Below are 26,755 nucleotides of genomic sequence, written 5' to 3' on the forward strand. Positions count from 1 at the left end.
GTTGCCATGTCTCACGATATTTGTCCCGACACGGGAGAACCTTGCACTTGCGACGGGTCCGAACCCTGTACCTGCGGTTGCGGTGGCTGTGGACATACTGCGGAAGAGGAAGCGGCCGCCGCGGCGTATCGCGATTCACACCGCGAAGGCCCATCCGGTGATGCTCTCGACCATGAACGCAAGATCATCGTTTCGTTCGATAGCACCTTCGATGTGATGGAATGCGAGCAGCTGTGCCTGGATGCCGGCGTGCCCGGGCGCATCATGCCATTGCCCGGCTCCATTACCGAAGGTTGCGGCCTGTGCTGGGCCATGCCGTTCTCGGGCGATGCGCTCGCCGCCTTCCGCGCCGCCACCGAGGGCCGCATAACCCCCGCCGACTACCATCAGCTCGTCCTCTAACCACCACACCACCACATTGGGGACAGGCACCTTTGTTGTGGTTTGGAACACGTGGACGAAACAGGTTTGAAACACAGGTTTTGCACGTCAGGCACTCAAAAACGCTTCTACCTGCATCGTAATCAAAACGAAACATCTGCTCGTCGGCTTATGCGTAACTTTGCTGCAACAGTGCGATATTATCCATAATCGATAAAGCTCGCGGCGCATGGGGCGCCTCGAACGATACTTTTCTTTTCCATCAATTGGAGGAAGCATGAGCTACACGCAGAAAGTTCTCGACGAGCTCAAGGCCCGCTATCCCGAGCAGCCTGAGTTCATCCAGGCCGCGACCGAGATTCTCGGCACCATCCAGCCGGCGCTCGACGCCCATCCCGAGTACGAGGAGGCCGCCCTGCTTGAGCGCCTTGTCGAGCCCGAGCGCATCGTTATGTTCCGTGTCCCCTGGGTCGACGATCAGGGCAAGGTCCAGGTCAACCGCGGCTACCGCGTCGAGTTCAACTCTGCCATTGGACCCTACAAGGGCGGCCTGCGCTTTAACCCGACGGTCACCCTGGGCATGCTCAAGTTCCTGGGTCTGGAGCAGATCCTCAAGAACAGCCTGACCACCCTTCCCATGGGCGGCGGCAAGGGCGGCTCCGACTTTGACCCCAAGGGCAAGTCCAACAACGAGATCATGCACTTCTGCCAGTCCTTCATGACCGAGCTCTATCGCCACATTGGTCCCAACACCGACGTTCCCGCCGGCGACCTGGGCGTTGGCGGCCGCGAGGTTGCCTACCTGTTCGGTCAGTACAAGCGCCTGACCAACGAGTGGACCGGCGTCCTTACCGGCAAGGGCCTCTCCTTTGGCGGCTCGCTCGCCCGTACCGAGGCCACCGGCTACGGCCTGGCCTACTTTGTGGACGAGTACCTCAAGAGCCGCGGCGACTCCTTCGAGGGCAAGAACGTCGTCGTTCACGGCTCCGGTAACGTCGCCATCTACGCGGTCCAGAAGGTCTCCCAGCTCGGCGGCAAGGTGCTGGCCTGCTCCGACACCCATGGCTGGGTCGAGGATCCCGACGGCATCGACTACACCGTGCTCGAGCATGTCTACAACAAGAAGCGCTCCGGCCACGACAAGGGCGTTACGCTCGCTATGTACGTCGACGAGAAGCCCAATGCCACGTGGCATGAGGGTGACGGCCGTGGCGTGTGGCAGCTTCCCTGCGATATCGCGCTGCCCTGCGCTCGCGAGAACACGCTGCTGCTCGAGGACGCCCAGGCACTCGTCGCCAACGGCTGCAAGGTGGTCGGCGAGGGCGCGAACATGCCCACGACCATCGAGGCCACGACCTACTTCCAGGAGCACGGCGTCGCCTTTATGCCCGGTAAGGCTGCCAACGCCGGTGGCGTGCTCGTGTCCGGCCTGGAGATGAGCCAGAACGCCGAGCACCTGTCCTGGACCTTCGAGGAGGTCGACGGCAAGCTCGAGCAGCTCATGCGCGGCATGTTCCACAACGTGGACGACACCGCCAAGGAGTACGGCCAGGAGGGCAACTTTGTCATGGGCGCCAACATCGCCGGCTTCCTTAAGGTCGCCGATGCCATGCTCGCTCAGGGCGTCTGCTAAATCTTCGCTTGATATAGCATCGCAGAAGGCTCCCAGTCATCTTGGCTGGGAGCTTTTTCTATCCCGGAGGACTCCTCATAACTTGCGGTGATATACGGACTGTTTTGCGTCCCAGAACGGCTAATCAGTCCGTATATCACCGCAAGTTATGGATGGGTGGGTGGATTTTGTCCTAAAACGGTGTGCGGCCCCTCGTTTGGTACACTTAAAAGTACTGGACAAGTGAAGAGATGGGGGAGAACGTGCTCAAGTTCGGTACCTACGTCCGTGTTGGAAACGCGGCCGAAGCCTATGAGCTCTTACAGAAGAACCGCAACAACAAGATTGTGGGCGGCGGCATCTGGATGCGCCTGGGTTCGCGTCGCGTGGCGACGGCGATTGACCTTTCGGCCTGCGGACTCGATCAGATCGAGGAGACCGAGACCGAGTTTCGCATCGGTGCCATGTGCACCCTGCGCCAGCTCGAGCGTCATGCCGGGCTCAACGCGCTTGTCAACAATGTCTTTGAGTTTGCTGTCCACGACATTGTGGGCGTGCAGCTGCGCAATACCGCCACGGTGGGCGGCAGCATCTACGGTCGCTTTGGCTTCTCGGACGTTCTCTCCGCCTTTCTCGCGTTCGATTCCTATGTTGAGCTGACGGGCGCCGGTCGCGTGCCGCTCGCCGAGTTCGTGGACATGGGCTACGTGCGCGACGTGATCGAGCACGTGGTGGTCGTTAAGCACGATTACCGTGCGAGCTACGAGGCCGTGCGCAAGGCCGCGACCGACTTCCCCTCGCTCAACGTCACCGTCGCCTGGTGGGACAACAGCTGGCATGTCACCGTGGGTGCCCGCCCGTTGCGCGCGACCCTGCTGCAGGGCGAGGCGTGCGGCCTGTTGAGCGAGCAGCCTTCCGAGGACGAGCTGCGCGCCCTGGCCGCTTCCGTACGCACGCTGAGCTACGGCACCAACCTGTGGGGCTCAGCCGACTACCGTCGCCGCATCTCGGCCCCGCTCGCCATCCAGGCCGTGCGCCGCGCCGCCGGCATCGAGCTTTCGGCCGCGCTTGCCCGCGAGCTCGAGACCGTGCAAGTGCCTAAGTTTGCCACGGACGAGTATTCCTGCCGCCGCGTGCCCGGCGTCGATTCTAGCGAGGTGCGCTAATGGCTGCCAAACTCATCGATCTTTCCTTTACGCTCAACGGCCGTAAGGTCAAGGTTCAGATTGCCCCCGATACCATGCTCTTTGCGCTGCTGCGCGAGCAGGGCTGCGCGTCGGTGCGCTGCGCCTGCGAGACCACCAACTGCGGCCTGTGCACGGTGTGGCTCGACGGCGACCCGGTGCTGAGCTGCTCGGTTCCCGCCGCGCGCGTCGAGGGTCGCTCCATCACTACGCTCGAGGGCCTCAAGGCCGAGTCTGAGGCGCTCGCCCGTGCGATGGCTGCCGAAGGCGCCGAGCAGTGCGGTTTTTGCGCCCCCGGCCTTATCATGAACGTGCTGGCGCTTGCCCGCGCCGCCAAGGAGGACCCGAGCCTCGTCGCCACGCGCGAGGAGCTCTCGCGCCAGCTCGCCGGCAACCTGTGCCGCTGCAGCGGCTACGAGAGCCAGCTGCGTGCTATCGTGCGCTTCCTCAACGAGTCCGGCGTGCAGGTGGGCTTCGAGATGCCCGAGCTGCCCGTCAACGACACGAGCTGCGACGGTGTCGCGTACAAGCAGATCACCCACAAGCAGCCCAAGAAGGATTCGAAGGCCTTGCTCGAGGGCCGTCCCGTCTACACGGGCGACATGGTGCCCGCCGGCGCGCTTATCGTTAAGCTCAAGCGCAGCCCGTATGCCCGCGCCAAGATCCGCTCCATCGATACGTCGCGCGCCCTGAGGGTGCCCGGCGTCGTGGGCGTCTACACCTACGAGGATGTGCCCAAGCGCCGCTTTACCATTGCCGGCCAGAGCTATCCGCAGCCGAGTCCCTACGACCGCCTGATTCTCGAGAACCTCGTCCGTTACCAAAACGAGGAGGTGGCGATCGTCGCTGCCGAGACCGAGGAGGCCGCCGACAAGGCGCTCAAGCTCATCAAGGTCGACTACGAGGTACTCGAGCCGCTGCTCGACTTTACCCAGGCGCTCGATAACGACATCGTGGTTCACCCCGAGGGCGACGTGACCTTTATGTTCCCGCAGGGCGGCGACGTGCCCCGCAACCTGGTGTGCAGCGGTACCAGCGATTTTGGCAACCTCGACGAGGCATTCGCCCAGAGTGACATCGTCTTCACCCGCACCTACACCAGCCAGGCCACGCAGACCGCGCCCATGGAGACCTTCCGCGCCTTCGCGACGACCGACGCGTTTGGGCGCATCTCGGTGACCACCTCTACGCAGGTGCCCTTCCACGTGCGCCGCATGGTCGCGCAGTCGCTCGACATTCCGCAGTCGCAGGTGCAGGTCATCAAGCCGCGCATCGGCGGCGGTTTTGGCTCCAAGCAGACGGGCTGCTGCGAGATCTTCGTGGCGTTCGTGACCCAGCAGACCGGTCGTCCGAGCTACTGCTGCTACACCCGCGAGGAGACCATCACCGCGGGCAACTCGCGACATCAGATGCAGATGACCGTCAAGCTGGGCGCCATGAACGACGGCACCATCACGGCCATCGACCTGCACACGCTGTCCAACGCCGGCGCCTATGGCGAGCATGCCACCACGACGATCGGCCTCTCGGGCCACAAAAGCCTGCCCATCTACAACCATGTGAAGGCGAGCCGCTTTAGCTGGGACGCCGTCTACACCAACACCAACCGCGGCGGCGCGTATCGCGGCTACGGTGCCACCCAGGGCCAGTTTGCCGTGGAGAGCGCCGTCAACGAGCTCGCCGACATGCTGCACATGGATCCCGCCGACCTGCGCCTTAAGAACATCGTGCGCGAGGGCGAGATCATGCCGCAGTACTACAACGAGAAACTCAACGCCTGCGCGCTCGACCGCTGCCTGCTGCGCGCAATGGACATGATCGGCTGGCGCGACAAGCCGCTGGCCGTTGACCTGGGCGATCGCGTGCGTGCTCTGGGCTGCGCGCTCACCATGCAGGGATCGGGCATTTCCAACGTGGATATCGCCGGCATCGACATGCGCCTGGAAGAGGATGGATTCATTACCATCGGCACCGGCGCCACCGATAACGGCATGGGCGTCGACACGATCCTGGCGCAGATTGCCGCCGAGGAGCTGGGCGTTGAGAGCTCGCTGATCGTGGTGCGCGGCGTGGACACCGACGTGTCGCCGTTCGACGCCGGCTCGTACGCGAGCTCGGGAACGTACGTGACGGGCCTTGCCGCCAAGAACGCTGCGAGCGAGCTCCGTGAGAAGATTTGCGCCAAGGCAGCCCAGATGTGGGATGTGGACGCCGCCGACGTGGTCTTCGATGGGCAGTACGTTCGTCTGTCCGACGAGCGTGCCGCGCGCGAGCAGAACCGCTACCTCACGCTGCGCGACTTTGCCAACCTGTGCGTCAAGAACATCGCGGGCGGCGACGCGCTCACCTCGCATGCCTCTGCCTGCCTGTCCGTTTCGCCTCCGCCGTTTATGGCCGGCATTGCCGAGGTCGAGGTCGACAAGGCCACCGGCAAGGTGACCGTGGTGGACTACGCGGCGGCCGTCGACTGCGGCACCGTGATCAACGAGGCGCTCGCGCGCGTCCAGGCCGAGGGCGGCATTGCCCAGGGTATCGGTCACGCGCTCTACGAGATTGTTGAGCACGATGACCGCGGCCGCCTGCGCACCGGCAACTTTATGAGCTACAAGCTGCCCACGCGCCTGGATATCGGCAGCATTCGCGTGGCCTTTGAGCCGAGTTACGAGCCGACGGGCCCGTTTGGCGCCAAGTCGATCGGCGAGGTCGTCATCAACACGCCGCTCGCCGCCGTTGCCTCGGCCGTGGCGCACGCCACCGGCCATCAGGTTCGCTCACTGCCCATCACGCCCGAGAAGGCCCTGCTGGGGGAGTAGACGAGGCGCCGCCGCCCTTTGGCAAGCCCGGGGAAACCGCATCCCGCTTTTCGTCCGAATTGCGGGATGCGGTTTCCGTTTGAGGCCCCTGGCGGAAAGTGCATCCCGGAATAGGGGCTCAAAACGGGTTGCAGTTTCCGGTTGATGGCTATAGCGGAAATTACATCCCATTCCGAGGCCCCAAACCGGGACACGCTTTCCGGCGCATGGCCAGCATCGCCAGGCTGCCGAGTCCCGCCGAAGTTGTGGTGGAATAGGGACTGTTTTGGAGGACTGGAGCCCCAAACAGTCCCTATTCCACCGCAACTTCGATGGGGCGGCGGGGGATCCGATGCGCACTCGTGGTGAGGTCGTGAGCTTGTAAAAGGTGTGCGTGCGCTTGTCGTTCGTATCTGCTATCATTCCTAGTCTGTGCGCTCATGCGGGCGTGGCGGAATTGGTAGACGCGCCAGATTTAGGTTCTGGTGGGATTCCCGTGAAGGTTCGAGTCCTTTCGCCCGCACCAACGCACCAGCGTCGGCCTCGGCCGTCGCGACACTTTGTTGCATAAAGGTACCAGCACCTCAGATAAGCTGGGCAGTATGAGGAGGAACGTGTTGAACATCACCGCTTCTGACGTCAAGGACGCCAAGCTCACCGCTACGGTCACCATCCCGGCCGCTGACGTCGACGCCGCGATCAAGAAGGCCTACAAGGACACCGCCAAGAAGTGCCGCTTCCCGGGCTTCCGTGCCGGTAAGGCTCCCCGTCCGGTCATCGACTCCGCACTTGGCGCCGAGGCTACCCTCGCTCAGGCCACCAACGACCTGATCGCCGCCAACGAGCCCGCCGTCCTCAACGAGCTGGACATCGTCCCCACCAAGAACGGTGACTACAAGGAGCTCGACCTCGCCAAGGATCACGAGGACTACACCTACACCGTCGAGTTCTCCCTGCGTCCTGCTGCTGAGCTCTCCTCCTTCGACGCTGTCGAGATCGAGATGCCCCCCGCGGAGGTCACCGAGTCCGAGATCAACAACCAGGTCGAGATGCTCCTCAACTACCGTGCCACCTTCGAGGGCGTCGAGGGTCGCGCCGTCGAGGCCGAGGACTACGTCACCGTCGACCTCAAGGCCGTCGAGAACGCTGACAACTTTGCCGCCGAGGGCCGTATGCTCATCGCCGGTAGCGACAGCAACCCCAAGGAGTTCAACGAGGCCCTGATCGGCGCTAACGTTGACGACGTCAAGACCGTTACCTGGACCGACGAGGTCGAGGAGGGCGAGGAGGCCGAGACCCACACCGTCGAGGTCACCGTCAAGGGCATCAAGGTCCGCAACACCCCCGAGCTCACCGACGAGCTCGTCAAGTCCGACTTTGGCTTCGACAGCATCGATGCCATGCGCGACGCCATCAAGATCGAGATCGAGCAGGACAAGGCTTCCCGCCTGCCGGCCGAGAAGGAGAACCGTTGCGTCTCCGCTCTCGCCGAGCGCCTGCAGCTCGACGAGATGGATGCCGACTACGAGCAGTCCGTCTTTGAGGAGCTTGGCCAGAACTTCCTGTCCAACCTCGCTGCCCGCGGCATGACCCTGGACACTTGGCTGCCCGCTTCCGGCCTGACCATGGAGCAGTTCATCGGCGACCTTCACAAGCAGGCCAACGACGTTGCCCGTGAGTCCCTGGCTCTGGACGCCCTCGCCCGTGAGCTCAAGATTGAGGTCACCGAGGACGACATCAACGCCGAGTTCGAGAAGGCTGGCGTCAAGGACGTCGAGGCTTCCAAGGCCGAGTTCATCGCCGATGGCCGCATGCCTGCCGTCCGCGAGTCCATCCGTCGCTCCAAGGCTGTCGACCACCTGGTCGAGAACGCCAAGGTGACCGAGGTCGACGAGACCGCCAAGGACGCCGAGTAATTCTCGCCACCTTGCCCGCGAGCGCATGGGTGCGCCCGTGATGGGGTAAAGTTATACACCGGTTATCCGGTTGCTTCGTACGGTGCCAGCCAATGCATAGCATGCGGGCACCGTACGTTTATCTAGAACCTATTTGGTCCGCAAGAGAGAAATGGAGATGCGTATGATCGCTAAGTTCGATTCCGCCCTCGTGCCATACGTTATCGAGCAGACGCCGCGCGGCGAGCGCAGCTACGATATCTATTCGCGCCTGCTCAACGACCGCATCATCTTCTTGGGCGAGGAGATCAACTCCGTCAGCGCCAACCTGGTCGTTGCCCAGCTGCTGCATCTTGAGAGCCAGGATGCCGAGAAGGATATCTCGCTCTACATCAATTCGCCCGGTGGCGAGGTCTACTCCGGTCTGGCGATTCTTGACACCATGAACTTCATTAAGCCGCAGGTCTCGACCATTTGCGTCGGCATGGCCGCGTCTATGGCCGCCGTGCTGCTTTCGGCCGGCGCCAAGGGCAAGCGCTTCTGCCTGCCGCACTCCAAGGTCATGATTCACCAGCCCAGTGGCGGTGCCCAGGGCCAGCAGACCGAAATCGAGATCGTGGCCGAGGAGATCAAAAAGACCCGTCGCGAGCTCAACCAGATCCTGTCCGACGCATCGGGTCAGCCCATCGAGAAGGTCCAGGCCGATACCGAGCGCGATAACTACCTGACCGCTGCCGAGGCCCTCGACTACGGCCTGATCGACCGTATCGTCACCTCGCGCGACCTTGCCGCGAAGGACGCCTAGGATGGCCGGTAACATGCAGGACAACTTCGACGAGAACGGCAACCCCATCCGCTGCTCCTTCTGTGGAAAAGAGCAGGGGCAGGTTCGCCGTCTGGTGAAGGGCCCGACCAACATCTTTATCTGCGACGAGTGCGTCGCCGCCTGCTCCGAGATCTTGGAGGAGTCGCTGGCTTCGGACTTTATGGACGCTGCCCGCAACGGCAAGCTGCCGGGCTTCCTCAACGATCACGGCCAGGCTGCGTCCCAGCCCGCCGTTGACCCCGAGGCCGAGGGCTTTGAGCTCGAGGATGATGCCCGTCAGGTCATTACACATGTGCCGACGCCGCACGAGATCTATGACGAGCTTTCGGCCTATGTTATGGGCCAGGAGGACGCCAAGCGTGCCATGTCGGTTGCCGTGTACAACCATTACCGTCGCGTGATCGAGGGCGGTGCTGCGGTGTCTGCCTTTGACGACGGCTTGGACTCGCAACTCGACGATGATATGGATGAGGTGGAGCTCGCCAAGTCCAACATCCTGCTGCTCGGTCCCACTGGTACCGGCAAGACCCTGCTCGCCCAGACGCTTGCGCGCATCCTCGAGGTGCCGTTTGCCATCGCCGATGCCACCGCGCTTACTGAGGCAGGTTACGTTGGCGAGGACGTGGAGAACATCCTGCTCAAGCTCATCAACGCCGCCGATGGCGACATTGAGCGCGCACAGGTTGGCATTATCTACGTGGACGAGATCGACAAGATCGCCCGCAAGGCCGAGAACCTCTCCATCACCCGCGATGTTTCGGGCGAGGGCGTTCAGCAGGCGCTGCTTAAGATTCTTGAGGGCACGGTGGCAAGTGTTCCGCCCACCGGCGGCCGCAAGCATCCTCAGCAGGAGCTGCTGCAGATCGACACGACCAACATCCTGTTCATCTGCGGTGGTGCCTTTGTGGGTCTGGACAAGATCATCGCCGACCGCGTGGGCAACAAGGGCGTGGGCTTTAACTCCGAGATCGCCGGCCCCACCTCGGTCGACGAGAACGACCTGCTGCGCCAGGTGCTCCCGCAGGACCTCAACGCCTTTGGCATGATCCCCGAGTTTGTGGGACGTACGCCCGTCGTCACCCAGACGCAGGCGCTCGACGAGGACGACTTGGTGTCGATTCTGACCGAGCCCAAGAACGCCGTGGTGCGTCAGTACCGCAAGATGTTCCAGCTCGAGGACGTTGAACTTGAGTTTGAGGACGCGGCCCTGCACGAGATCGCCCGCATGGCGCTCGCCCGCAAGACCGGCGCCCGCGGCCTGCGCTCCATCTGCGAGGACGTGCTGCAGCAGACGATGTTCGACCTCCCCAGCGAGGATGGCGTTTCCAAGGTCGTCGTGACCGAAGCCTCCGTAAAGGGCGAAGAGCAGCCCCAGCGCATCTACGGGTAAATAGATTGAATCCAGGCCCCGCGGCAACCACCGCGGGGCCTGCCATTTAGGGACAGGTTTATTTTGGTCGGTTTTATATGGGCAAATGTCGTTTCCCCTGATAAAACCTACCAAAATAAACCTGTCCCTTTTCGGCAGGTATGCCTGTGCTATTCTGTGAGATTGTCAAGTTAGTACCTTCAGACTGAAGTAATCGATACCTAAGGCGTGTCCGCCTGCTTGGTTTTCGTAGATTCCGCACGAGCCGAAGAGCACTTAATGTGCTCTTCGTGCGAGTCAGGACCTGACCGAGCGAAAACCAAGCAGGCGGACACGCCGACGGGCAAGGGAGAGATATATGGAAGAGATGCCCAAGAACTACGATCCGTCGACCAACGAGCCGGCGATCCTGCAGAAGTGGCTCGACGGCGGCTACTATAAGCGCCGCGAGGGCGTGGGCGACTGCACCGTCACCATTCCGCCTCCCAACGTGACCGGCAAGCTCCACATGGGCCACGCCACCGACGACTCCATCCAGGACGCCATCATCCGTATGGCCCGTATGCGCGGCAAGTCCACGCGCTGGGTCTTGGGTACCGACCACGCCGGTATCGCCACGCAGACCAAGGTCGACAAAAAGCTCAAGAGCGAGGGCATTAGTCGTCTGGAGATTGGCCGCGACAAGTTCGTCGATGCCTGCTGGGATTGGACCCACGAGTACGGCGGCATCATCGTCGAGCAGATCAAGCGTATGGGCTGCTCCGTCGACTTTGATAACGAGCGCTTTACCATGGACGAGGACTACGCGCAGGCCGTACGCAAGGTCTTTTGCGACTGGTACCACGACGGCCTGATCTACCGTGGCAAGCGCATCGTCAACTGGTGCCCCAACTGCACCACCGCTATCTCGGACGACGAGGCCGAGTACAAGGACGAGAAGGGCCACCTGTGGCACCTGCGCTACCCGCTGACCGAGCCGGTCAACGGCCAGGACTACATCGTCGTCGCCACCACGCGCCCCGAGACCATGCTCGGCGACACGGGCGTCGCCGTTTCCCCGAAGGACCCCGAGAAGGCCGCCTTTGTGGGTAAGACCGTCAAGCTCCCCATCGTCGACCGCGAGATTCCCATCTTTGAGGATTGGCATGTCGACGCCAACTTTGGCTCCGGCTTTGTCAAGGTTACCCCGGCCCACGACCCCAACGATTACGCCATGGGTCAGGCCCACGACCTGCCGCAGATCAACATCTTTGACGAGCACGCGGTGGTCGTCGAGGGCTATGGCGAGTTCACCGGCATGAACCGCGACGAGTGCCGCGAGGCCGTCATCAAGTGGTTCGAGGAGCACGACCTGCTCGATCACGTCGAGGACCTCGATCACTCCGTCATGCACTGCTACCGCTGCGACGCCGCGCTTGAGCCGTGGCTGTCCGAGCAGTGGTTTGTGGCCGTCGACAAGCTCAAGGGGCCGGCGCTCGACGCCGTCAACTCCGGCAAGGTCACCTTCCACCCCGCGCGTTGGACGCAGACCTACACCACCTGGATGGAGAACCTCAAGGACTGGTGCATCAGCCGCCAGCTGTGGTGGGGCCACCGCATCCCCGTGTTCTACTGCGAGGACTGCGGCTGGGAGGATGCCCTGACCGAGGACACCGATGTGTGCCCCAAGTGCGGCGGTCATCACGTGCATCAGGACGAGAACGTGCTGGACACCTGGTTCAGCTCGCAGCTGTGGACTTTCGCCACGCAGGGCTGGCCGCAAAAGCCGGAGCTGCTCGAGGGCCATCATCCCACGACGGCGCTCGTCACCGCGCGCGACATCATCGCGCTGTGGGTCGCCCGCATGGTCATGAGCTCGCTGTACTTCCTGGACGAGGTGCCGTTTAAGGATGTCGTCATCTACCCGACGATTCTTGCCAAGGACGGCAGCCGCATGTCCAAGTCCAAGGGCAACGGTGTTGACCCCATGGACCTCATTGGCATGTACGGCGCCGATGCCATGCGCTACAACCTGCTGACGCTGTGCACCAACAACCAGGACGTCAAGTTCGATGCGAACATCGATAAGAAGACCAAGAAGCTTATCGACAGCCCGCGTACCGACCAGGCTAAGTCGTTTGTGACCAAGATCTGGAACGCAAGCCGCTTCCTGCTTATGAACATGGAGGGCTACACGCCCGGCGAGCCCGTCGTGGAGACGCCGGCCGACGCCTGGATGTTCAGCCGCCTGGCCAAGGCCGTGAAGATGGTCACCGAGGGTATTGAGAACTACACCTTTGGCGACATGGCCCGCGGCGTGCAGCAGTTCTTCTGGAACGAGGTCTGCGACTGGTACGTCGAGGTCACCAAGGCCCGCCTGAAGGGCGAGGGCCGTCTGCAGGCCCAGCGCAACCTGATCTTTGTGCTCGACACCTCCATTCGCCTGATGCACCCGCTCATGCCGTTTGTTACCGAGGAGATCTGGGACAACATGCCGGCGAGCGTGCTCGACCTGGACGCCGAGGGCAACCTGAACCGCGCCGAGGCGCTCATGATCGCCAAGTGGCCGGAGCCCGCCGACTACGCCAAGTATGTTGACGAGGACGCCGAGCGCGCGTTTGAGCTGTGCCGCACGGTCGTTTCCGCCGCCCGCGCCACGCGTTCGCGTTATCGCTTGAGCCCCAAGGCCGAGCTCGACGTGGTCGTGCGCGCCGGTGCCGAGGACATCGAGAAGCTCGAGAGCCTGCGCTCGACCATTGAGCCGCTGGCCAACACCGCTTCGCTGGTCATGGGTACCAACGTCGAGAAGCCGGCTGCGAGCATCGCCGTGGTTGATAGCGGCGTCGAGGTCTTTGTGGTGCTCGAGGGCAAGGTTGATCTTTCGGCCGAGAAGGCGCGCCTGGAGAAGGAGATTGCCGCGGCCCAGAAGGAGCTCGCCGGCTGCGAGAAGACGCTCGCGAACGAGGGCTTTGTGGCCAAGGCCGCGCCCGCGGTGGTCCAGAAGAAGAGGGACCGTGCAGCTGAGCTCAAGGAGATCCTGGCGGCGCTGACTGCTCAGGTTGCTGACTTCTCGTAGGCGGTACTGGGGGACGCGGCCCGACGCTTTGCTCTCCGCTGCGGACAGTCCTGCGCAAGACGGACAGCACATTAAGTGCTGTCCTTTGCGTGCGGAACTTGCGGCGAGCAAAGCGTCGGGCCGCTCCTAGTTCGCTTACGTGGTTGTTTACAACTGGTAGGTTGGGGCCACTTGGTTGTGGCCTTGATCTCGCTGCAAGCGGATAAAGGCTGATATTGTCAACGCGAGGGGCTCATTCTTTTTGGTGGGTCTCTTTTTCTGTTATGGGGGACTTTGGGTTATGGCTAAGCGTTCTGGGTCGTATGTCGTTCCTTTCTCGTTTGAGTTGCTTTCGTTTGATGAGGCTGTTGGGCTGGCTGCTGATACGGGGCGGATTTCTGGGGATGCTGGTCCTCTGCTCGAGGCGGTTGTCGATATGCTCGATGAGCTGGGGCGTCCGGATGAGTATTTTGATTGCATTCAGGTTGCCGGTACCAATGGCAAGACTTCGACCACGCGTTTTTCGGCTGCTATTCTTCGCGGCGAGGGGCTCAAGACCGCGCTGTATACGTCGCCGCAGCTGGTGCGTTATCCCGAGCGCATGGAGGTCGATGGGCGCGTTGTGAGTGACGAGGCCTTTGCCCGTGGCGTTTCTGCCGCTGTTGAGGCGGGACGTCGGGTGAATGCGCACCGTGTGGCGGCGGGGGAGCGCGCCTATACCATTACTCCGTTTGACCTGCTGACGGCCGCCGCACTTGTGGTGTTTGCCGAGGCTTGCGTGGACGTGGCCGTGCTTGAGGTCGGCATGGGCGGACGCTGGGATGCTACGAGTGCGACCGATCCTGTCGCCGTTGCCATTACGGGCATTGGGCTCGATCACACACGTATTTTGGGCGACACGCTCGAGGCCATTGCGGGTGAGAAGGCTGCGGTTATCAAACCCGGGCGCTTGGTTGTTTTGGGCGAGGGTACACACGAGGCGAGCGTTCAACGCGCGATGGATGCTCGTTGTCGCGAGTGCGGCGTCGTGCCGCTTGTGGTGAGCCACGCCACGACTAAGGTGCCGGCGCATGTGGGCGACACGGTTGAGTTCAGCTGCACCACGCCGCGTGCGATCTATACGTCGAGTATGGTCAAGCCGGCATATCAGCCGCAGAATGCCGCGTGTGCGATTATGCTGTGCGAGGGCTATCTGGTCCGCGAGCTCGACCACGAGTCGCTCGACGCTTCTCTTATGGGCTGCCCCACGCCGGGTCGCTTTGATGTGCTGGGAACCGATCCGCTCAAGCTGATCGACGCCTGCCATAACCCCCAGAGCTGCGAGAACTTTGTGAGCGCGCTGGACGAGATAGATCCGTGCGTCGAGAATCGCCCCACGCTGCTGTGCGCCGCACTGGCCGACAAGGATGTGGCCGGTATTGTCGATGTTCTGATTCCGGCCTTCCCGCGTGTGGTCGTAACCCAGACCGATTCCGATCGCGCCCTGCCGGCAGAGGAGCTCGCCGCCCTTGTGGACGCCGATAAGCTCGCGGGCGTATACCCCAGCGTTTCCGAGGCCCTTGCAGCCCTCGATGCCGCGGGCGAGCCCTTCGTAGCAGCCGGCACCATCACCCTAGCCGGCGAAGTAGCCGGCCTGCTGCGCTAACCCATCCCCTCAGCAGTTGCGGTGAAATACGGACTGTTTTACAAGCCAGAAGCCTCAAACAGTCCGTATATCACCGCAACTCAAATTGGCTGCGCTTGGGTGCCCGTTTACGAAACCATTTATGCCGCTTAACCTGTGGCATATTGCAAACCTCCATTGGCGAAGGATACGCTCAACTTAACTTGCCAATCGGACCAGTGCTGTTTGGTCCGTTGAGCGTGTCGGGAGGAAACATGAACAGAAGGCATGTCAACGCGGCCATTACCGCGGGTCTGGCTCTGACGATGACGGTCGGCTCGGTGCCGCCGCAGGCGTTCGCCGAGATGATGTAGGGTGATACCACCCAAGTCGTTGCCGAACAAAGTGATGCGACGGGTGCGGCTGCCGCGTCTGCGGACACCGGTCAGGCAACCTCGCAAGACCAGAGTGAAGATAAGATTGCCTCTTTTGCCAGCCTGAACGAGCTTCATGTTGCTGAGGGTTCCGACGCCACGCTGCCCCAGACTGTAACGGCAACCTACGAGAGCGGTACCACCAAGCAGGAAAACGTCACCTGGAAGTTGAACGGCGCTGATGCTCCGGCAACTCTGGTACAGCTGCCTGCCGGCTCGTATGAGTTTGAGGGTACCGTCGACGGCACCACGCAGACGGTCAAGCAGCGCGTGGTTGTCGAAGCTGTTACGGCGGACCCGGCAGTGGTAGATCCGGCGGCAGTAAACGCCCCCGATGTCACAGAGACGAGTAACGAAAGTGGCATTACGGTCGAGTCGATCGACGCCAACCCGATTCTGGAAAAATACGTCGGTGCCGATTACTACGGCCAGATCCAATCTTCGAGCGTTAAGGTAAAGCTGTCGGATGGCACCGAGACCTCGGCGTATGTTGATTGGGACGAAAAGTCGCAGACGGCATTTGATACGGCGACGGAGGAATCCGAAGTCCCCATTACCGGACAGATTACCGGCGTTAGCGTGAACAACAACTGGATCACGCTCGCGGAGCCGTACAAAGTGAGTGGTGTGCTCAAGGTGTACGTTCCCCGTTCAACCAGTAATGGCTCATGGGTATGGACTGCAGCTGGTATTGCTCCCGCGCTTCCGTCCAGCATTTCGGTCAATTATTCAAATGGTCAATCTTATACATGCCCTGTTGAGTGGAATGAGATCTCGGCTGATCAGTACCAAAAGGAAGGAACCTTTGTTGTCGAGGGACATTTGAAGAGCTATCCCTCTATGCTCGCACAGTGCACGGTCGCAGTCCGCTCTGTTAAGAGCGTCCAGACCGAGTTGACGTGTACGACCCTAACTGGTGAGGTCCCGTCTCTGCCGTATTCTGCTTCGGTTGTCTTTGATAGCGGCGCCACCGAGCAGATCCCGGTGTCTTGGGATTCTTTCGACGCGTCGCTTTACTCTAAGGTGGGCTCGTTTACGGTTAAAGGTAAACTAAACGGTTTTGATTACCGTGAGGTTACCTGCACCGTTACCGTCAAAGATCCTAAGGACGTACTCGATCTTAATTCTCTGAGGTTCGAGCGCGTGGTCGGCGACATTTCTCCTCTTAGCACGTATGTCTATTTCCCGTTTACGCAGTCAAATAACACTACATACACCCAAGGTTATCAGGTTAATTGGGACAACGCCGACGTGTCTCAATTTCAAAAGGCAGGTACCTATACGGTCACGGGCACGCTTGTGACATATAACGAATCTTCAGCCGCTAATGGCCTAAAGGTAACTGCTCAGGTCGAGGTCAAAGAAGTTGCCTCTATCGACGCTCTTGCTCCCGTTAACACGCCCGTCGGCGTACGTCCTACAACGGGCGGCGGTCTTCCCTACAGCATTGAGGTTGCATTCACCGACGGTACAAAGAAGCAGTGCAACATTGCGTGGGACCCCATTTTGGACGCGCAGGTGGCAAGCGAGGGGTCGTTTAAGCTTTCCGGTTCGCTGTCGTATTGGACCAATACCTCATCTTCATCGTCTACTCAGGTGGAGCTGGGTGACAGCAACCGAGTCACGGCGACCATCTCCGTCCGCGCCCTGCAGATGCCTTCCTCGACATCGACAAGCACGCTTATCGGTTGCCAGCCCAATATGCCGGGTTCAATCGAGGCCACGATGTGGAATGGCTCGCGAGGCAATTTCCCCGTTCAGTGGTCGACGATTAGTCAGGACGCCCTAAAGAACCTTGGCCAGATTACGGTTAGCGGATATTTTACCGGCTCTAACATTCCGGCTACGGCGACGGTCAACGTCTGCGATCTCGAGGACAGCAACATCGGCAAGATTGCTTATGTTCCCGGCGCCGGACTTCTGGCTCCGCGCTACACATCCACGCTGTATTTGTCGGATGGCAGCTCGTTCTATCCCCAGTATTCGTCGGGGCAGCCTTATAGCTGGGATGAGTTTTCTCAAGAACTGCTGGACGGCAAGCCTGGCGAGTACGAAATTACCGGTACTATCACTGGCTCGTTGGCAAAGATCCATGCGACAGCGGCGTGCGGCGAGGTCAAGGGCGTTAACAACTATAGCGATAACGGTGTGACGCTTGGACAGTCGTACGAGGACTGGCGCGTTATCTATCCCGGCGAGGAAGTCAATCTGGACTACTTCTACGTGTCCGGCGTATTGCAGGATGGAACGACTTTTGACAGTCTTGGCGTCAACTGGGATACCTACGATAGGTGCCCCCAGAAGGACTGCACGATTACCGGAACGGTCGTCGGAACGAATATCCCCGTGAAAGTGCACGTCATCGTGACTAAAAACTGGGAGGCTCAGCCACAAACCATTACAGTGCTCAAGGGCAGCGACGGTACCGCTATGCTTCCCAGCTATGTCGATCTTGTCAGTTCTGATGTGGCAGAACATCCGGACTATTCGCATAAATACGCCGAGGTCAAGTGGAACACGAAAGGTTTTGATTGGACTCAGGGTGGCGTTGTTCGCGGCACTGCAACAATTAGCTTTAATGCAGGGTACGGCATGCAGGCGGTTGACGTTCCGATTACTGCCACCGTTAAGATCGCGAGTAAGGCAACCTCGGTTCAGGGCGGAACCATATGGACCGTCCCCGGCACCAAGCCGATGCTGCCGGAATACCTTGAGGTTCGATACGACAACGATGTGTCTTCTGAGCCCCAGCGCGAAAAGGTCACATGGGACCGTGTCGCCGAAGACGCGTATGCCAAGGACGGTTCGTTTAAGGTGAAGGGCAAGCTCCAAGGTGGTGCCGAGGCGACAATCACTGTTGACGTCTGTTCCGTCACCTCCGTTAGCGTTCCTGAGCGCATTAATACGGCCAGCGGTGTTTTCCCCGAGCTGCCGTGGAATGTCTCGGTTGCCACGAGTGACGGCAAAACTCATAATGCCCAGGTTCAATGGGATTACGTTCGTCCCTCGGTTTATACCGGAGAGTCGGGTCAGGTCACGACAGTGTCTGGCACGCTGTTTGCAAGCGGCCTCGACGGATACGGTGACGGCACTAACACCGGTCTCACTGTTCAGACCAAGATCGTTATCCAAGGTGTTGAGAAGGCAATCGATAACGGCGAGACCGCAGTGACCACCAAGGCGGGCACTGCGCCTGCCATGCCTTCCAAGATGGCGGTCGAGATGAGCGACGGCTCCGTTTCGACGGCGGCTATTGATTGGGATCCGATTGCGCCCGAGAAGTACGAGCGGCCTGGCACGTTCTATGCGACGGGCCATGTGGTCGGCTTTAATGCCGCTGCTGTTATGGCGCTGCTTGACGATGACGGCCAGAAGGTCGGTGTGGATGAGAACGGCAACGTGACTGCCAAGGTGACGGTTGCCGATAAGAAGGCAAAGAAGGTTGCACTGCAGCCCGAGGCGGTCGTGGTCAACACCACGGTCGGATCGATGCTGGAGCTGCCAGATGCCGTGTCCGTATATTTCTCGGATGGCTCAGCGCGGGATACTCGGGGCAGTTTAGGCGGCATCGAGATCGAAAAGTGGACCGACACCGACGGCATCGACCTCTCCAAGCCGCTCGCCAAGAAGGGCACATACAAACTCGTCGGTAAGCTCAAGGATGTCGACAACGTCAACGCTATCGTGTACGTCAACGTCTCCGAGGCGCCGCGAACCATTACCAAGCTCGAGGCCAAGTCGTTTAGTGTTGCCAAGGGCACGTCCAAGCAGGATCTGTACGCCCAGATGCCCAAGCAAGTTGTGGCGACTTACTCCGACGGCTCGACCGATTTGCTCGACATTGACGTTTGGGATCTTTCGAACGTCACGGACAAGCTGCTCAACGGAACCGGCACCGTGGCGATCACGGGCACGGTTAAGCTCAACGGTGCCAAGGTGACCTGCAATGTGACCGTGGTGGATCAGGATGCCCAGACGCCCGACCACGTCGAGCCGATCGATGCTATTGAGATTGCGGACAATGCCAAGGTCAGCGACCTTATGGAAAAGCTGCCGTCCAAGGTGACGGTTGTCATGAAGGACGGTAAGACCAAGAACGAGACGCCCGTTAAGTGGTCTCAGGTCGACAGCCTGGGCCGTGCCGGCACCGAGTTTGAGGTTACGGGTCTAACGGACAACGGCATGACCGTTAAGGCTCAGGTCAAGGTGACGGCGCATATTGTCGACATCGATGTCGCTGAAGACATTGTGGTCGTGCGCGGCACCAAGGCGGACGACGTTTTGGCTAAGCTGCCTGCCACGGTCACGGCGATTTACTCGGATGATACCGAGTTCGATGTCGACGTGAAGTGGGACACCAAGGGTCTCTCCGACAAGGACTTTGCCAAGGAGGGCGAGGTCACGGTCAAGGGCAAGGTTGCCGGTACCGATCAAAAGGCAGAGTGCACGATTACGGTCGTGAAGAGCGATGCCGAGATTCCGGCGTCTGTTGAGCCTGTCGCGGGCGTTAGCGTTCCCGAGGGTTCGTCTGCTGACGCCGTGCGCGAGGCGCTCAAGGGCGTTAAGGCGACGGTCCTTATGAAAGACGGTAAGACGAAGGTGGAGTCCGAGGTTACGTGGTCTGAGGTTCCCGCCGCGGCTGCGGCGTACGGCAACAGCGTCGTCGCCAAGGGCGTGACGGTGAACGGCAACCTGCCTGTCGAAGTTGTCGTCACCTCCACGACGACGATCAATAAGGTAGCCGATGTGCCGCAGATTACGGTTGAGCGCGATGCCAAGGCCGACACCGTGACGGGGCAGCTGCCCAAGAAGGTTGCCGTGACGTACTCCGATGGCCACACGGATGAGGCCGTGGTCACATGGAATACGGATGGCCTGGACAAGCAGCTTCCCTCTGTCGGCGAGTACACGCTCGAGGGCTCCGTTGAGGGCACGACGCTCAAGGCGACCTGCAAGCTGGTCGTCGAGACGCCGGCAAGCGAGATTCCCGTGAGGCCTGCGACGTTCGCTCCCGTTGAGGTGTTTGAGGCAAGCTCTGTCGCCGATGTGCTGAAGGCGCTGCCCAAGAAGGTCTCCGTGATGATGAAGGATGGCAGCCAGGAGGACTACGACGTCGATTGGGAGAATGTCCCCACACTGGATTGGGGTGCCGATGATGTGACCGTGGGCGGTAAGGTTCGCGGCACGGAGCTTACGGTCAGCTGCATGGTGCGCGTTAAGCCGCGCCCGGCAGCCAAGGACCTCGTTATCGTTGACCAAAACGGGAAGGCCACGACTGCCGAAACCGTGCTCAAGGTAGAGCGCGGCAAGGCAATTGACCTTGCTGCCGCGGCGAGCAATGCGGCTGATGGCGCGCTGCTGCGTGGTAACGTGACGTGGACCTCGTCCGACCCGACGATCGCTACGGTCGAGAACGGCAAGGTCAAGGCCCTCAAGAACGGAACCGTCGTCATTACGGCGACGATGCCCGTTGACGGCGACGCCGCGGCTATTGCGACGCTTGCCGAAGATGGCGCTGCGGAGACGCCGGTGCCTCAGCAGCTCACTGCTTCGGTGACCGTCGAGGTTGTTGAGCCTGTTGTTGTACAGGAACCGACAGGCGGCAAGGATAACGGTGCCAAGCCCGATGCCAAGGATCCTTCGGGCAAGAAGAATGGCAAGAAGGCCGCTAAGGGAAGCCTGGCCGAGACGGGTGACAACACTGCCGTGGCCGTCGCAGCGCTTGGCGGAACCGGCCTGCTGGCGCTGATTGCCGCGGCGATCGAAAAACTGCGCCATCGCGCGGAGTAGCGTCGAGAGCGTAGTGCTTTAGGTCACAAGAAGGCCTCCCGGTTCTCGTTGGGGAATCGGGAGGCCTTTCGTTTTGCCATCAGGGCAGCTAATTTGGGACGGGGCTTTTTGACTACCCTGGTCCCCTTGGCAGTTGCGGTGAAATAGGGACTATTTTATGGGCTAGAAGCCTTAAGCAGTCCGTATTTCACCGCAACTTAGTTTGGGGACTTGGGGATGAGGTTAGCCTAAGCGGACCGGATCGTGGGGGTAGGCGTTTAGAATCTCGACGCCGGACTCGGTAACTAGGACCAAGTCCTCGATGCGGACGCCGGTGCGGCCGGGGAGGTAGATGCCCGGTTCGATGGAGAACGTCATGCCCGGCTCGACAACCTGCTCGTTGGCAAGCGAGACGTCGCCCGGCTCGTGGTCCTGCAGACCAATCGAGTGGCCCAGGCGATGTGTAAAGTACTTGCCGTAGCCAGCGTCCTCAATCACGTCGCGCGCTGCACGGTCCAGGTCGCACATGCGCGCGCCCGGGGCGATGAGCGCCTCGGCGGCCTCGTTGGCACGGCGCACGATGTCGTAGATGCGCGCCGTCTCCTCGTCCGGCTCGCCCCAAAAGAACGTGCGCGTCATGTCCGAGCAGTAGTTACGATGGCGTCCGCCAATGTCGAACAGCACCACGTCGCCACGCTTGAGTACCGTGTCGTCGGGCTCGTGGTGCGGGTCGCCGGCGTTGGCGCCAAAGCTCACGATGGGCGGAAAGCTAAAGCCCTCGCAGCCGTGCTTGCGATACAGACTGAGCATCTGGTCGGCAATTTCGCGCTCCGTCACGCCCTCGTGGACGAGCTTGATAACATCGGCCATCACGACGTCGTTGGCGGCCGAGGACACGCGCATGAGTTCCTGCTCGGCGGTATCCTTGTGGGTGCGTGCGGCGGTGACGGCAAAGTCACCCAGGAAAAACTCGCTGGCGGCATGGCGCTCCAGAAGGGGCATCAAAAAGCCGGAGCGCATGACGGTGTCGATGCCAAGCGGCTTGGTCGGGTCGATCTCGCGCGCGATGGCGTCGGCCACGACATCGGTATCGGCGTGGTAGGCGACGCGCGCATTGTCATACTCTGGCAGCTGGTGCAGGGCGTTGACTAGGATCACCGGCTCGGTGCCGCGTGCGAGCAGCACGCCGCAAAAACGCTCGAACATATCGGCATAAAAGCCGGTCAGGTAATAGATCGACCATGGGTCGTTTACGAGCAGCTGTGCGCCGGGGTGCTGAGCCTCGAGCGCATCGAGCACGCGCGCCACACGCTGGTCATCGACATGTGCCATGAATCATCCTTTCGCTAGGTTGCCACCATGGTATCCCAAGCCCGGCACTTTGGGACACTCCTTGGCATGGTCACTCTGGCAACCATGCGGGCAAAAGCAGCTAAAAGAGGCCCGTCCCAAATGGGCTGGTTTCAAAAGTATGGCGGATTACGGGGCTGGACCTGTATTACTTGACCATGGGAAAAATCGCGAAATTAAAACCGCAGGTAGACGGCTTATCAAAAATCGAAAATTGCCGGTATGGATGGGGGTCTCCGAATCAGCCCCGTAATCCGGCATAGTTTTGAAATGGCACTAAAGTAGGCACAAACTAAATACCAATTCCAAGGATAGTTGCGGTGGAATAGTTCCTGGATGCCGGGGTTTTGGCGGAAATCAGGAACTATTTCACTGCAATTGAGGTGGGACTGGGTGGATGGCGGGGTAGCTAAAAGACCCCCGACCCAAATGAGCTGCTTAGGCAGGGTCGATGTTCATGCTGGCGATGAGGTCGATATTGGTATTGAGGAGGTTCTCTAGCACGACGTCGCCCATGCGGATGGGGGCGTTGACGACCATGCCGCGGATGAGGTCCATGACCTGGGCGTGAAGTGCCAGCGGGATGGCTTCGGCCGTGCGCACGGGCAGCAACGCCTCGTCGCCTCCGGATACGGCCACGGTGGTGGTGAGCACGCGCATGGGGCAGGTGAGCTCCTGATGTGCGAACTTATCGCCGCGCGGGCAGTTGTTGCCGGTTACGGAGCGCACTTCTACCACGGCGCCGTCTTCGTCACGCTCTACCTCTACGGTCAGGAGGCACTCAGATGGGCAGGTTGTGCAGTTGAACTGCAACGTTTCGATCGCGTTTATGCTCATGGTCTTACGCCTCCTCGATGGGATCGACGGACAGGACAATTTCGCTAGCACCTAGGTCGAGTGCGCGCTGAATCACCTTTGGCGGCAGCGGGAGGCTCTCCATGACGCTCGGTTTAAACGGGCGGACCTTGCCTGTAAGTAGTTCCTCGTCGCCTGCTAGAATACGCACGCGGGCGGCATCGACCGGTCGGCGCACACGGAAGTTGAGTCTGGTGAGTGTCACGGTCGTAATGCGTCCCGGCAGCGCGTAGCCCGCGATGCCGGCAGGGGAGACCGTGAGCTCCCAGTCCGGAACGGTGCCCGCGCCGGTCCCCAGCGCGTACGCCGCTGCAGCTGCGCCAGCCCTCTCGGACTCGGTCGTTACGTTGTCGGCCAGGTCGTGCACGTGCAGCACGTTGCCGCAGGCAAAGATGCCCGGCACGCCCGTTTGCAGGCTCTGGTCCACCACGGCGCCGCGCGTTCGCGGGTCAAGCTCTACGCCAGCGGCAACCGAAAGCTCGTTCTCGGGAATCAAGCCCACCGAAAGCAGCAGTGTGTCGCACGGAACGATGCGCTCGGTCCCCGGAATGGGCGCCAGGCGCTCGTCGACTTGGCTTACCTCGACGGCTTCCACGCGGTCGTGCCCGATCACGCGTGTGACGGTGGTGGACAGGTGCAGCGGAATGCCAAAGTCGTTCAGGCAGTTCTTCACATTGCGGCGCAGGCCGTTAGCGTACGGAATGAGCTCGTACACGCCCTCGACCGAAATCCCCTCGAGCGTGCAGCGGCGCGCCATGATAAGCCCGATGTCGCCTGAGCCCAAGATGACGGCACGCGAGCCGGGTTTGAGGTTTTCGATATTGATGTATCGCTGCGCCAGGCCGGCCGTAAACACGCCGGCGGGACGACTGCCGGGAATCTTGATCTCGCTGCGCGTGCGCTCGCGACAACCCATGGCAAGGATGACCGCGCGCCCGGTGAGCCGTAGCATGCTGGCGGGGCTCATGAGCGTGACGGTATGGACCGCGGCGTCTTCCGTAGGCTCGCCCGAATCAATCCCAATCACCATGCAGTCCAGGAACAGCGTAATGTCGGTTGCGCGCACCTGGTCGATAAAGCGCTGTGCGTATTCGGGACCGGTGAGTTCCTGTTTAAAGTGCGACAGGCCAAAGCCGGGGTGGATGCACTGGCGGAGGATGCCGCCCAGGTGCTGCTCGCGCTCCACGATGGCCACGCGTGCGCCGGCCTTATGCGCGGCCAGCGCGGCCGCCATGCCTGCAGGCCCGCCGCCGATAACGACCACGTCGAAGGCTTGCGTTTGTACGGCTTCTACGACGCCGCAATCAATCGCACTCGATTTGAACTCCTCCATCCTAGCGCACCCCCTTCAAAGGTCCCTCGACCAACCAGGAGCCGGCGTCCTCCAGTAATACCTCGCTAGGGTTGCAGCCCAACTCGCGCGTCAGAATCGCCACCACGCGGCTCTGGCAAAAGCCGCTCTGACACCGGCCCATACCGGCACGGCAGCGGCGCTTGACGCCCTCGGCCGAAACCGCGCCCGGCTGGCGTCGGATCGCGGCCACGATCTCGGCTTCGGGCACCGTCTCGCAGCGGCAGACAATCTGGCCCCACGCGGGATCGGACTCGATCAGCTCCTCCTTGCGCGCCAGTGGTGCGCGGTCAAAGTCGTCCGGCGCGCGGCGAATTGGGTTCCAGTCATCCCGTTCGCGCAAAACCACACCCGCGTCGCGCATAACCTGCTCCATGCGCTCGGCAATGGCCGGCGCGCTCGCCACGCCCGGCGACTGAATGCCTGCCGCCTGGAAAAGCCCCGGCACCACGGCCGACTGTCCAATAAAGAAGTCGTTCGTTCCCTGAATGACCGGACGCCCGCCGGCAAATGCGCGCACCACGCGGCGCGTATCCAGATCGGGCACCAGCTTTCGCGCGCCGGTCAGCAGCGCGTTCACATCGCTCGCATAGGTCTGCGTGTCGCCCGGCTCGCGCACGGCAGCCGTGGCGGTGATCACGGTGTTGCCATGCACGGTGCCCGTCACGATAACGCCTTTCGACACCGGCGTCGGCACGGGGTAGAGCGGCATGAGCGTGCGCGGCTCCTTGTCCAGCACCACGATGTTGCCCTGACGCCAGACCATCTGGAACTCCTCGGCGCCCGCCATATGCGAGATGTCCGCGGCGCCGTTGCCCGCGGCATTGATCAGGTAGCGGCAGCGCACATCGCCGACGGGCGTCGCCAGCGTAAAGCGCGCGTCGTCGCCCGAGCCCGCGACTTCAATCGCTTCCACCGGCGCGGACCGCATAAACGTCACCCCGTTGGCCACGGCGTTCTCCAGCGCGGCGATGGCAACCTCAAACGGGTCAACAAAGCCAGTCGAGGGGCACCACAACGCGCACGTTGCATCGGCATTGGCGCGCGACTCTAATTCGTGGATGTGGTCGGGTCCGACGATCGACAGCTCGGGCACGCCATTGGCAAGGCCGTTGCAACGTAGCTGCTCCAGATGCGCACGGTCCTCGTCGTTAAAGCCCAACACCATTGACCCGGTGCGGCAGAACAGAAAGCCCAGTTCCTGTGCCCACGTACCGTACAACTCGCAACCACGGGCGTTGACCTGTGCCTTTACGGTTCCCGGCGCCGGATCGTAGCCGGCGTGCACCAGGCCGCCATTTGCCTTCGATGCGCCCAAGGCGATGTCGTTGGCCGCCTCGACCACGCAAATGGAAAGGTCAAATCGCGCGAGCTGCCGCGCGATGGCGCATCCGGTGATGCCCGCGCCGACAATCGCGATATCAAACGTTTCTGTCACAGTGCCTCCCAGACGAGTTGACAGGCCGTCAATACGACTATTCTACGGTCCGCACACCCCCAGTGCGGCGGCAATGCGGCGAACAGCCTCGCAACACCCGCCAACGGCAGGCGAGGGGAGACTCTGTAACGTCGATAACCTCGTCTGCCGTCCCTGGTGTCTGAGATTTGTCTCAATCCGTAACATCTGGGACTGTTTTTGGCGAGTGGCTGTTACAGATTGAGACATTTGCCATGCGGGTCCTCCGTTTGTCTCGATCTGTAACATCTAGACCCGGATTCCGCTCCCACTTGTTACAGATTGAGATGTTTGTGTCCGCGCCAGCCCCGCCCCTAGCCGTGGTCCCATATAAACAAACCCCGTGGTAAACTTGACCGGACTGTTAATATTCCGAAAGGTACCCGTAATGTCCAAGTACATCTCCGAGCTCATGTCGCCGCAGCTCATGGGCGTCGTCTATGCCTTCGTTGGCTTTATCATCGCCCTGTATGTGCTGTCGGTCGTCTATGTGTTCATCGACGCTCGCCGCCGCGGCGCCAGCGCCTACGTGGCATGGGGCATCATCGCCCTCATCCCGTTTGTAGGCCTCATCGCCTACCTGGTCCTGCGCCCGCACTCCTACGCGTCCGACCGCGAGGAGCAGGAGCTGGACATGGCCCTGCGCGAGCGTCAGCTTGCCCAGTACGGCACCTGCCCGCAGTGCGGCGCGCCCATCGAGAAGGACTTCGTCGTCTGCCCTGTGTGCGACACCCAGGTTCGCAACGTCTGCCCCAGCTGCCATCGCCCGCTCGATGCGCACTGGAAGGTCTGCCCCTACTGCCGAACTCGCATTCAGTAGCGCATCCATCGCCGGGCCGGCCGC

At 61.3% G+C, this 26,755-nt stretch carries 15 protein-coding genes and 1 tRNA gene; 12 read left to right on the top strand and 4 right to left on the bottom strand.

The genetic code is table 11. The features are described from left to right. Window positions 1-6 precede the first annotated feature (6 nt). The 11 genes from AAA021_RS03620 to AAA021_RS03670 all read left to right on the top strand — a co-directional run bounded on the left by AAA021_RS03620 (window position 7) and on the right by AAA021_RS03670 (window position 20,920). Window positions 7-402, top strand: a complete 396-nt coding sequence (locus AAA021_RS03620) for a DUF3343 domain-containing protein (RefSeq protein ID WP_349088038.1) — start codon at window positions 7-9, stop codon at window positions 400-402. Window positions 403-658: 256 nt separating this feature from the next. Continuing rightward, window positions 659-2,014 (top strand): NADP-specific glutamate dehydrogenase, encoded by a 1,356-nt coding sequence (gene gdhA, locus AAA021_RS03625; protein ID WP_006234098.1) that lies wholly within the window; start codon window positions 659-661, stop codon window positions 2,012-2,014. Between the two features lie 242 nt (window positions 2,015-2,256). Continuing rightward, window positions 2,257-3,159: an FAD binding domain-containing protein gene (locus AAA021_RS03630; RefSeq protein WP_349088039.1), complete on the top strand. Its 903-nt coding sequence runs from the start codon at window positions 2,257-2,259 to the stop codon at window positions 3,157-3,159. After that, window positions 3,159-5,990, top strand: coding sequence for a molybdopterin cofactor-binding domain-containing protein (locus tag AAA021_RS03635; RefSeq protein ID WP_349088040.1), 2,832 nt, complete (start codon window positions 3,159-3,161; stop codon window positions 5,988-5,990). Before AAA021_RS03630 ends, AAA021_RS03635 begins: the two co-directional genes overlap by 1 nt. Before the next feature lie 421 nt (window positions 5,991-6,411). After that, a tRNA-Leu gene (locus AAA021_RS03640) sits at window positions 6,412-6,495 on the top strand. An 88-nt stretch (window positions 6,496-6,583) separates the two neighbouring features. After that, on the top strand, window positions 6,584-7,885 hold the full coding sequence (gene tig / locus AAA021_RS03645) for a trigger factor (protein ID WP_349088041.1): 1,302 nt from the start codon (window positions 6,584-6,586) through the stop codon (window positions 7,883-7,885). 163 nt (window positions 7,886-8,048) lie between these two features. Next, window positions 8,049-8,669, top strand: a complete 621-nt coding sequence (locus AAA021_RS03650) for an ATP-dependent Clp protease proteolytic subunit (protein WP_022095182.1) — start codon at window positions 8,049-8,051, stop codon at window positions 8,667-8,669. A 1-nt stretch (window position 8,670) separates the two neighbouring features. After that, on the top strand, window positions 8,671-10,080 hold the full coding sequence (clpX, locus tag AAA021_RS03655) for an ATP-dependent Clp protease ATP-binding subunit ClpX (protein WP_349088042.1): 1,410 nt from the start codon (window positions 8,671-8,673) through the stop codon (window positions 10,078-10,080). 337 nt (window positions 10,081-10,417) lie between these two features. Continuing rightward, window positions 10,418-13,114, top strand: a complete 2,697-nt coding sequence (locus AAA021_RS03660; RefSeq protein WP_349088044.1) for a valine--tRNA ligase — start codon at window positions 10,418-10,420, stop codon at window positions 13,112-13,114. Between the two features lie 280 nt (window positions 13,115-13,394). Then, a complete protein-coding gene (locus AAA021_RS03665) occupies window positions 13,395-14,738 on the top strand; it encodes a Mur ligase family protein (RefSeq protein ID WP_349088045.1) in 1,344 nt (447 codons plus the stop codon). 455 nt (window positions 14,739-15,193) lie between these two features. After that, the gene (locus AAA021_RS03670; RefSeq protein WP_349088101.1) at window positions 15,194-20,920 is read left to right on the top strand and encodes an Ig-like domain-containing protein; all 5,727 of its coding nucleotides are present in this window, start codon (window positions 15,194-15,196) and stop codon (window positions 20,918-20,920) included. Between the two features lie 222 nt (window positions 20,921-21,142). On the opposite strand, the gene AAA021_RS03675 is transcribed toward AAA021_RS03670, so the two are convergent. From AAA021_RS03675 to AAA021_RS03690, 4 genes are all read right to left on the bottom strand, one after another. Then, the gene (locus tag AAA021_RS03675; RefSeq protein WP_349088046.1) at window positions 21,143-22,231 is read right to left on the bottom strand and encodes an aminopeptidase P family protein; all 1,089 of its coding nucleotides are present in this window, start codon (window positions 22,229-22,231) and stop codon (window positions 21,143-21,145) included. Window positions 22,232-22,687: 456 nt separating this feature from the next. Further along, window positions 22,688-23,086, bottom strand: a complete 399-nt coding sequence (locus AAA021_RS03680) for a DUF1667 domain-containing protein (RefSeq protein WP_349088047.1) — start codon at window positions 23,084-23,086, stop codon at window positions 22,688-22,690. A gap of 4 nt (window positions 23,087-23,090) precedes the next feature. After that, entirely contained in the window at window positions 23,091-24,437 is a 1,347-nt protein-coding gene (locus AAA021_RS03685) for an FAD-dependent oxidoreductase (protein ID WP_349088048.1), read from the bottom strand. A gap of 1 nt (window position 24,438) precedes the next feature. Beyond that, window positions 24,439-25,893, bottom strand: coding sequence for an NAD(P)/FAD-dependent oxidoreductase (locus tag AAA021_RS03690; RefSeq protein ID WP_349088050.1), 1,455 nt, complete (start codon window positions 25,891-25,893; stop codon window positions 24,439-24,441). A 406-nt stretch (window positions 25,894-26,299) separates the two neighbouring features. Here AAA021_RS03690 and AAA021_RS03695 point away from each other — a divergent pair, with 406 nt between their 5' ends. Continuing rightward, the gene (locus AAA021_RS03695; RefSeq protein WP_055251579.1) at window positions 26,300-26,731 is read left to right on the top strand and encodes a zinc ribbon domain-containing protein; all 432 of its coding nucleotides are present in this window, start codon (window positions 26,300-26,302) and stop codon (window positions 26,729-26,731) included. The last annotated feature ends 24 nt before the right edge of the window (window positions 26,732-26,755 follow it).

The sequence above is a fragment of the Collinsella sp. CLA-JM-H32 genome (genome assembly GCF_040098165.1).
Taxonomy (GTDB): domain Bacteria; phylum Actinomycetota; class Coriobacteriia; order Coriobacteriales; family Coriobacteriaceae; genus Collinsella.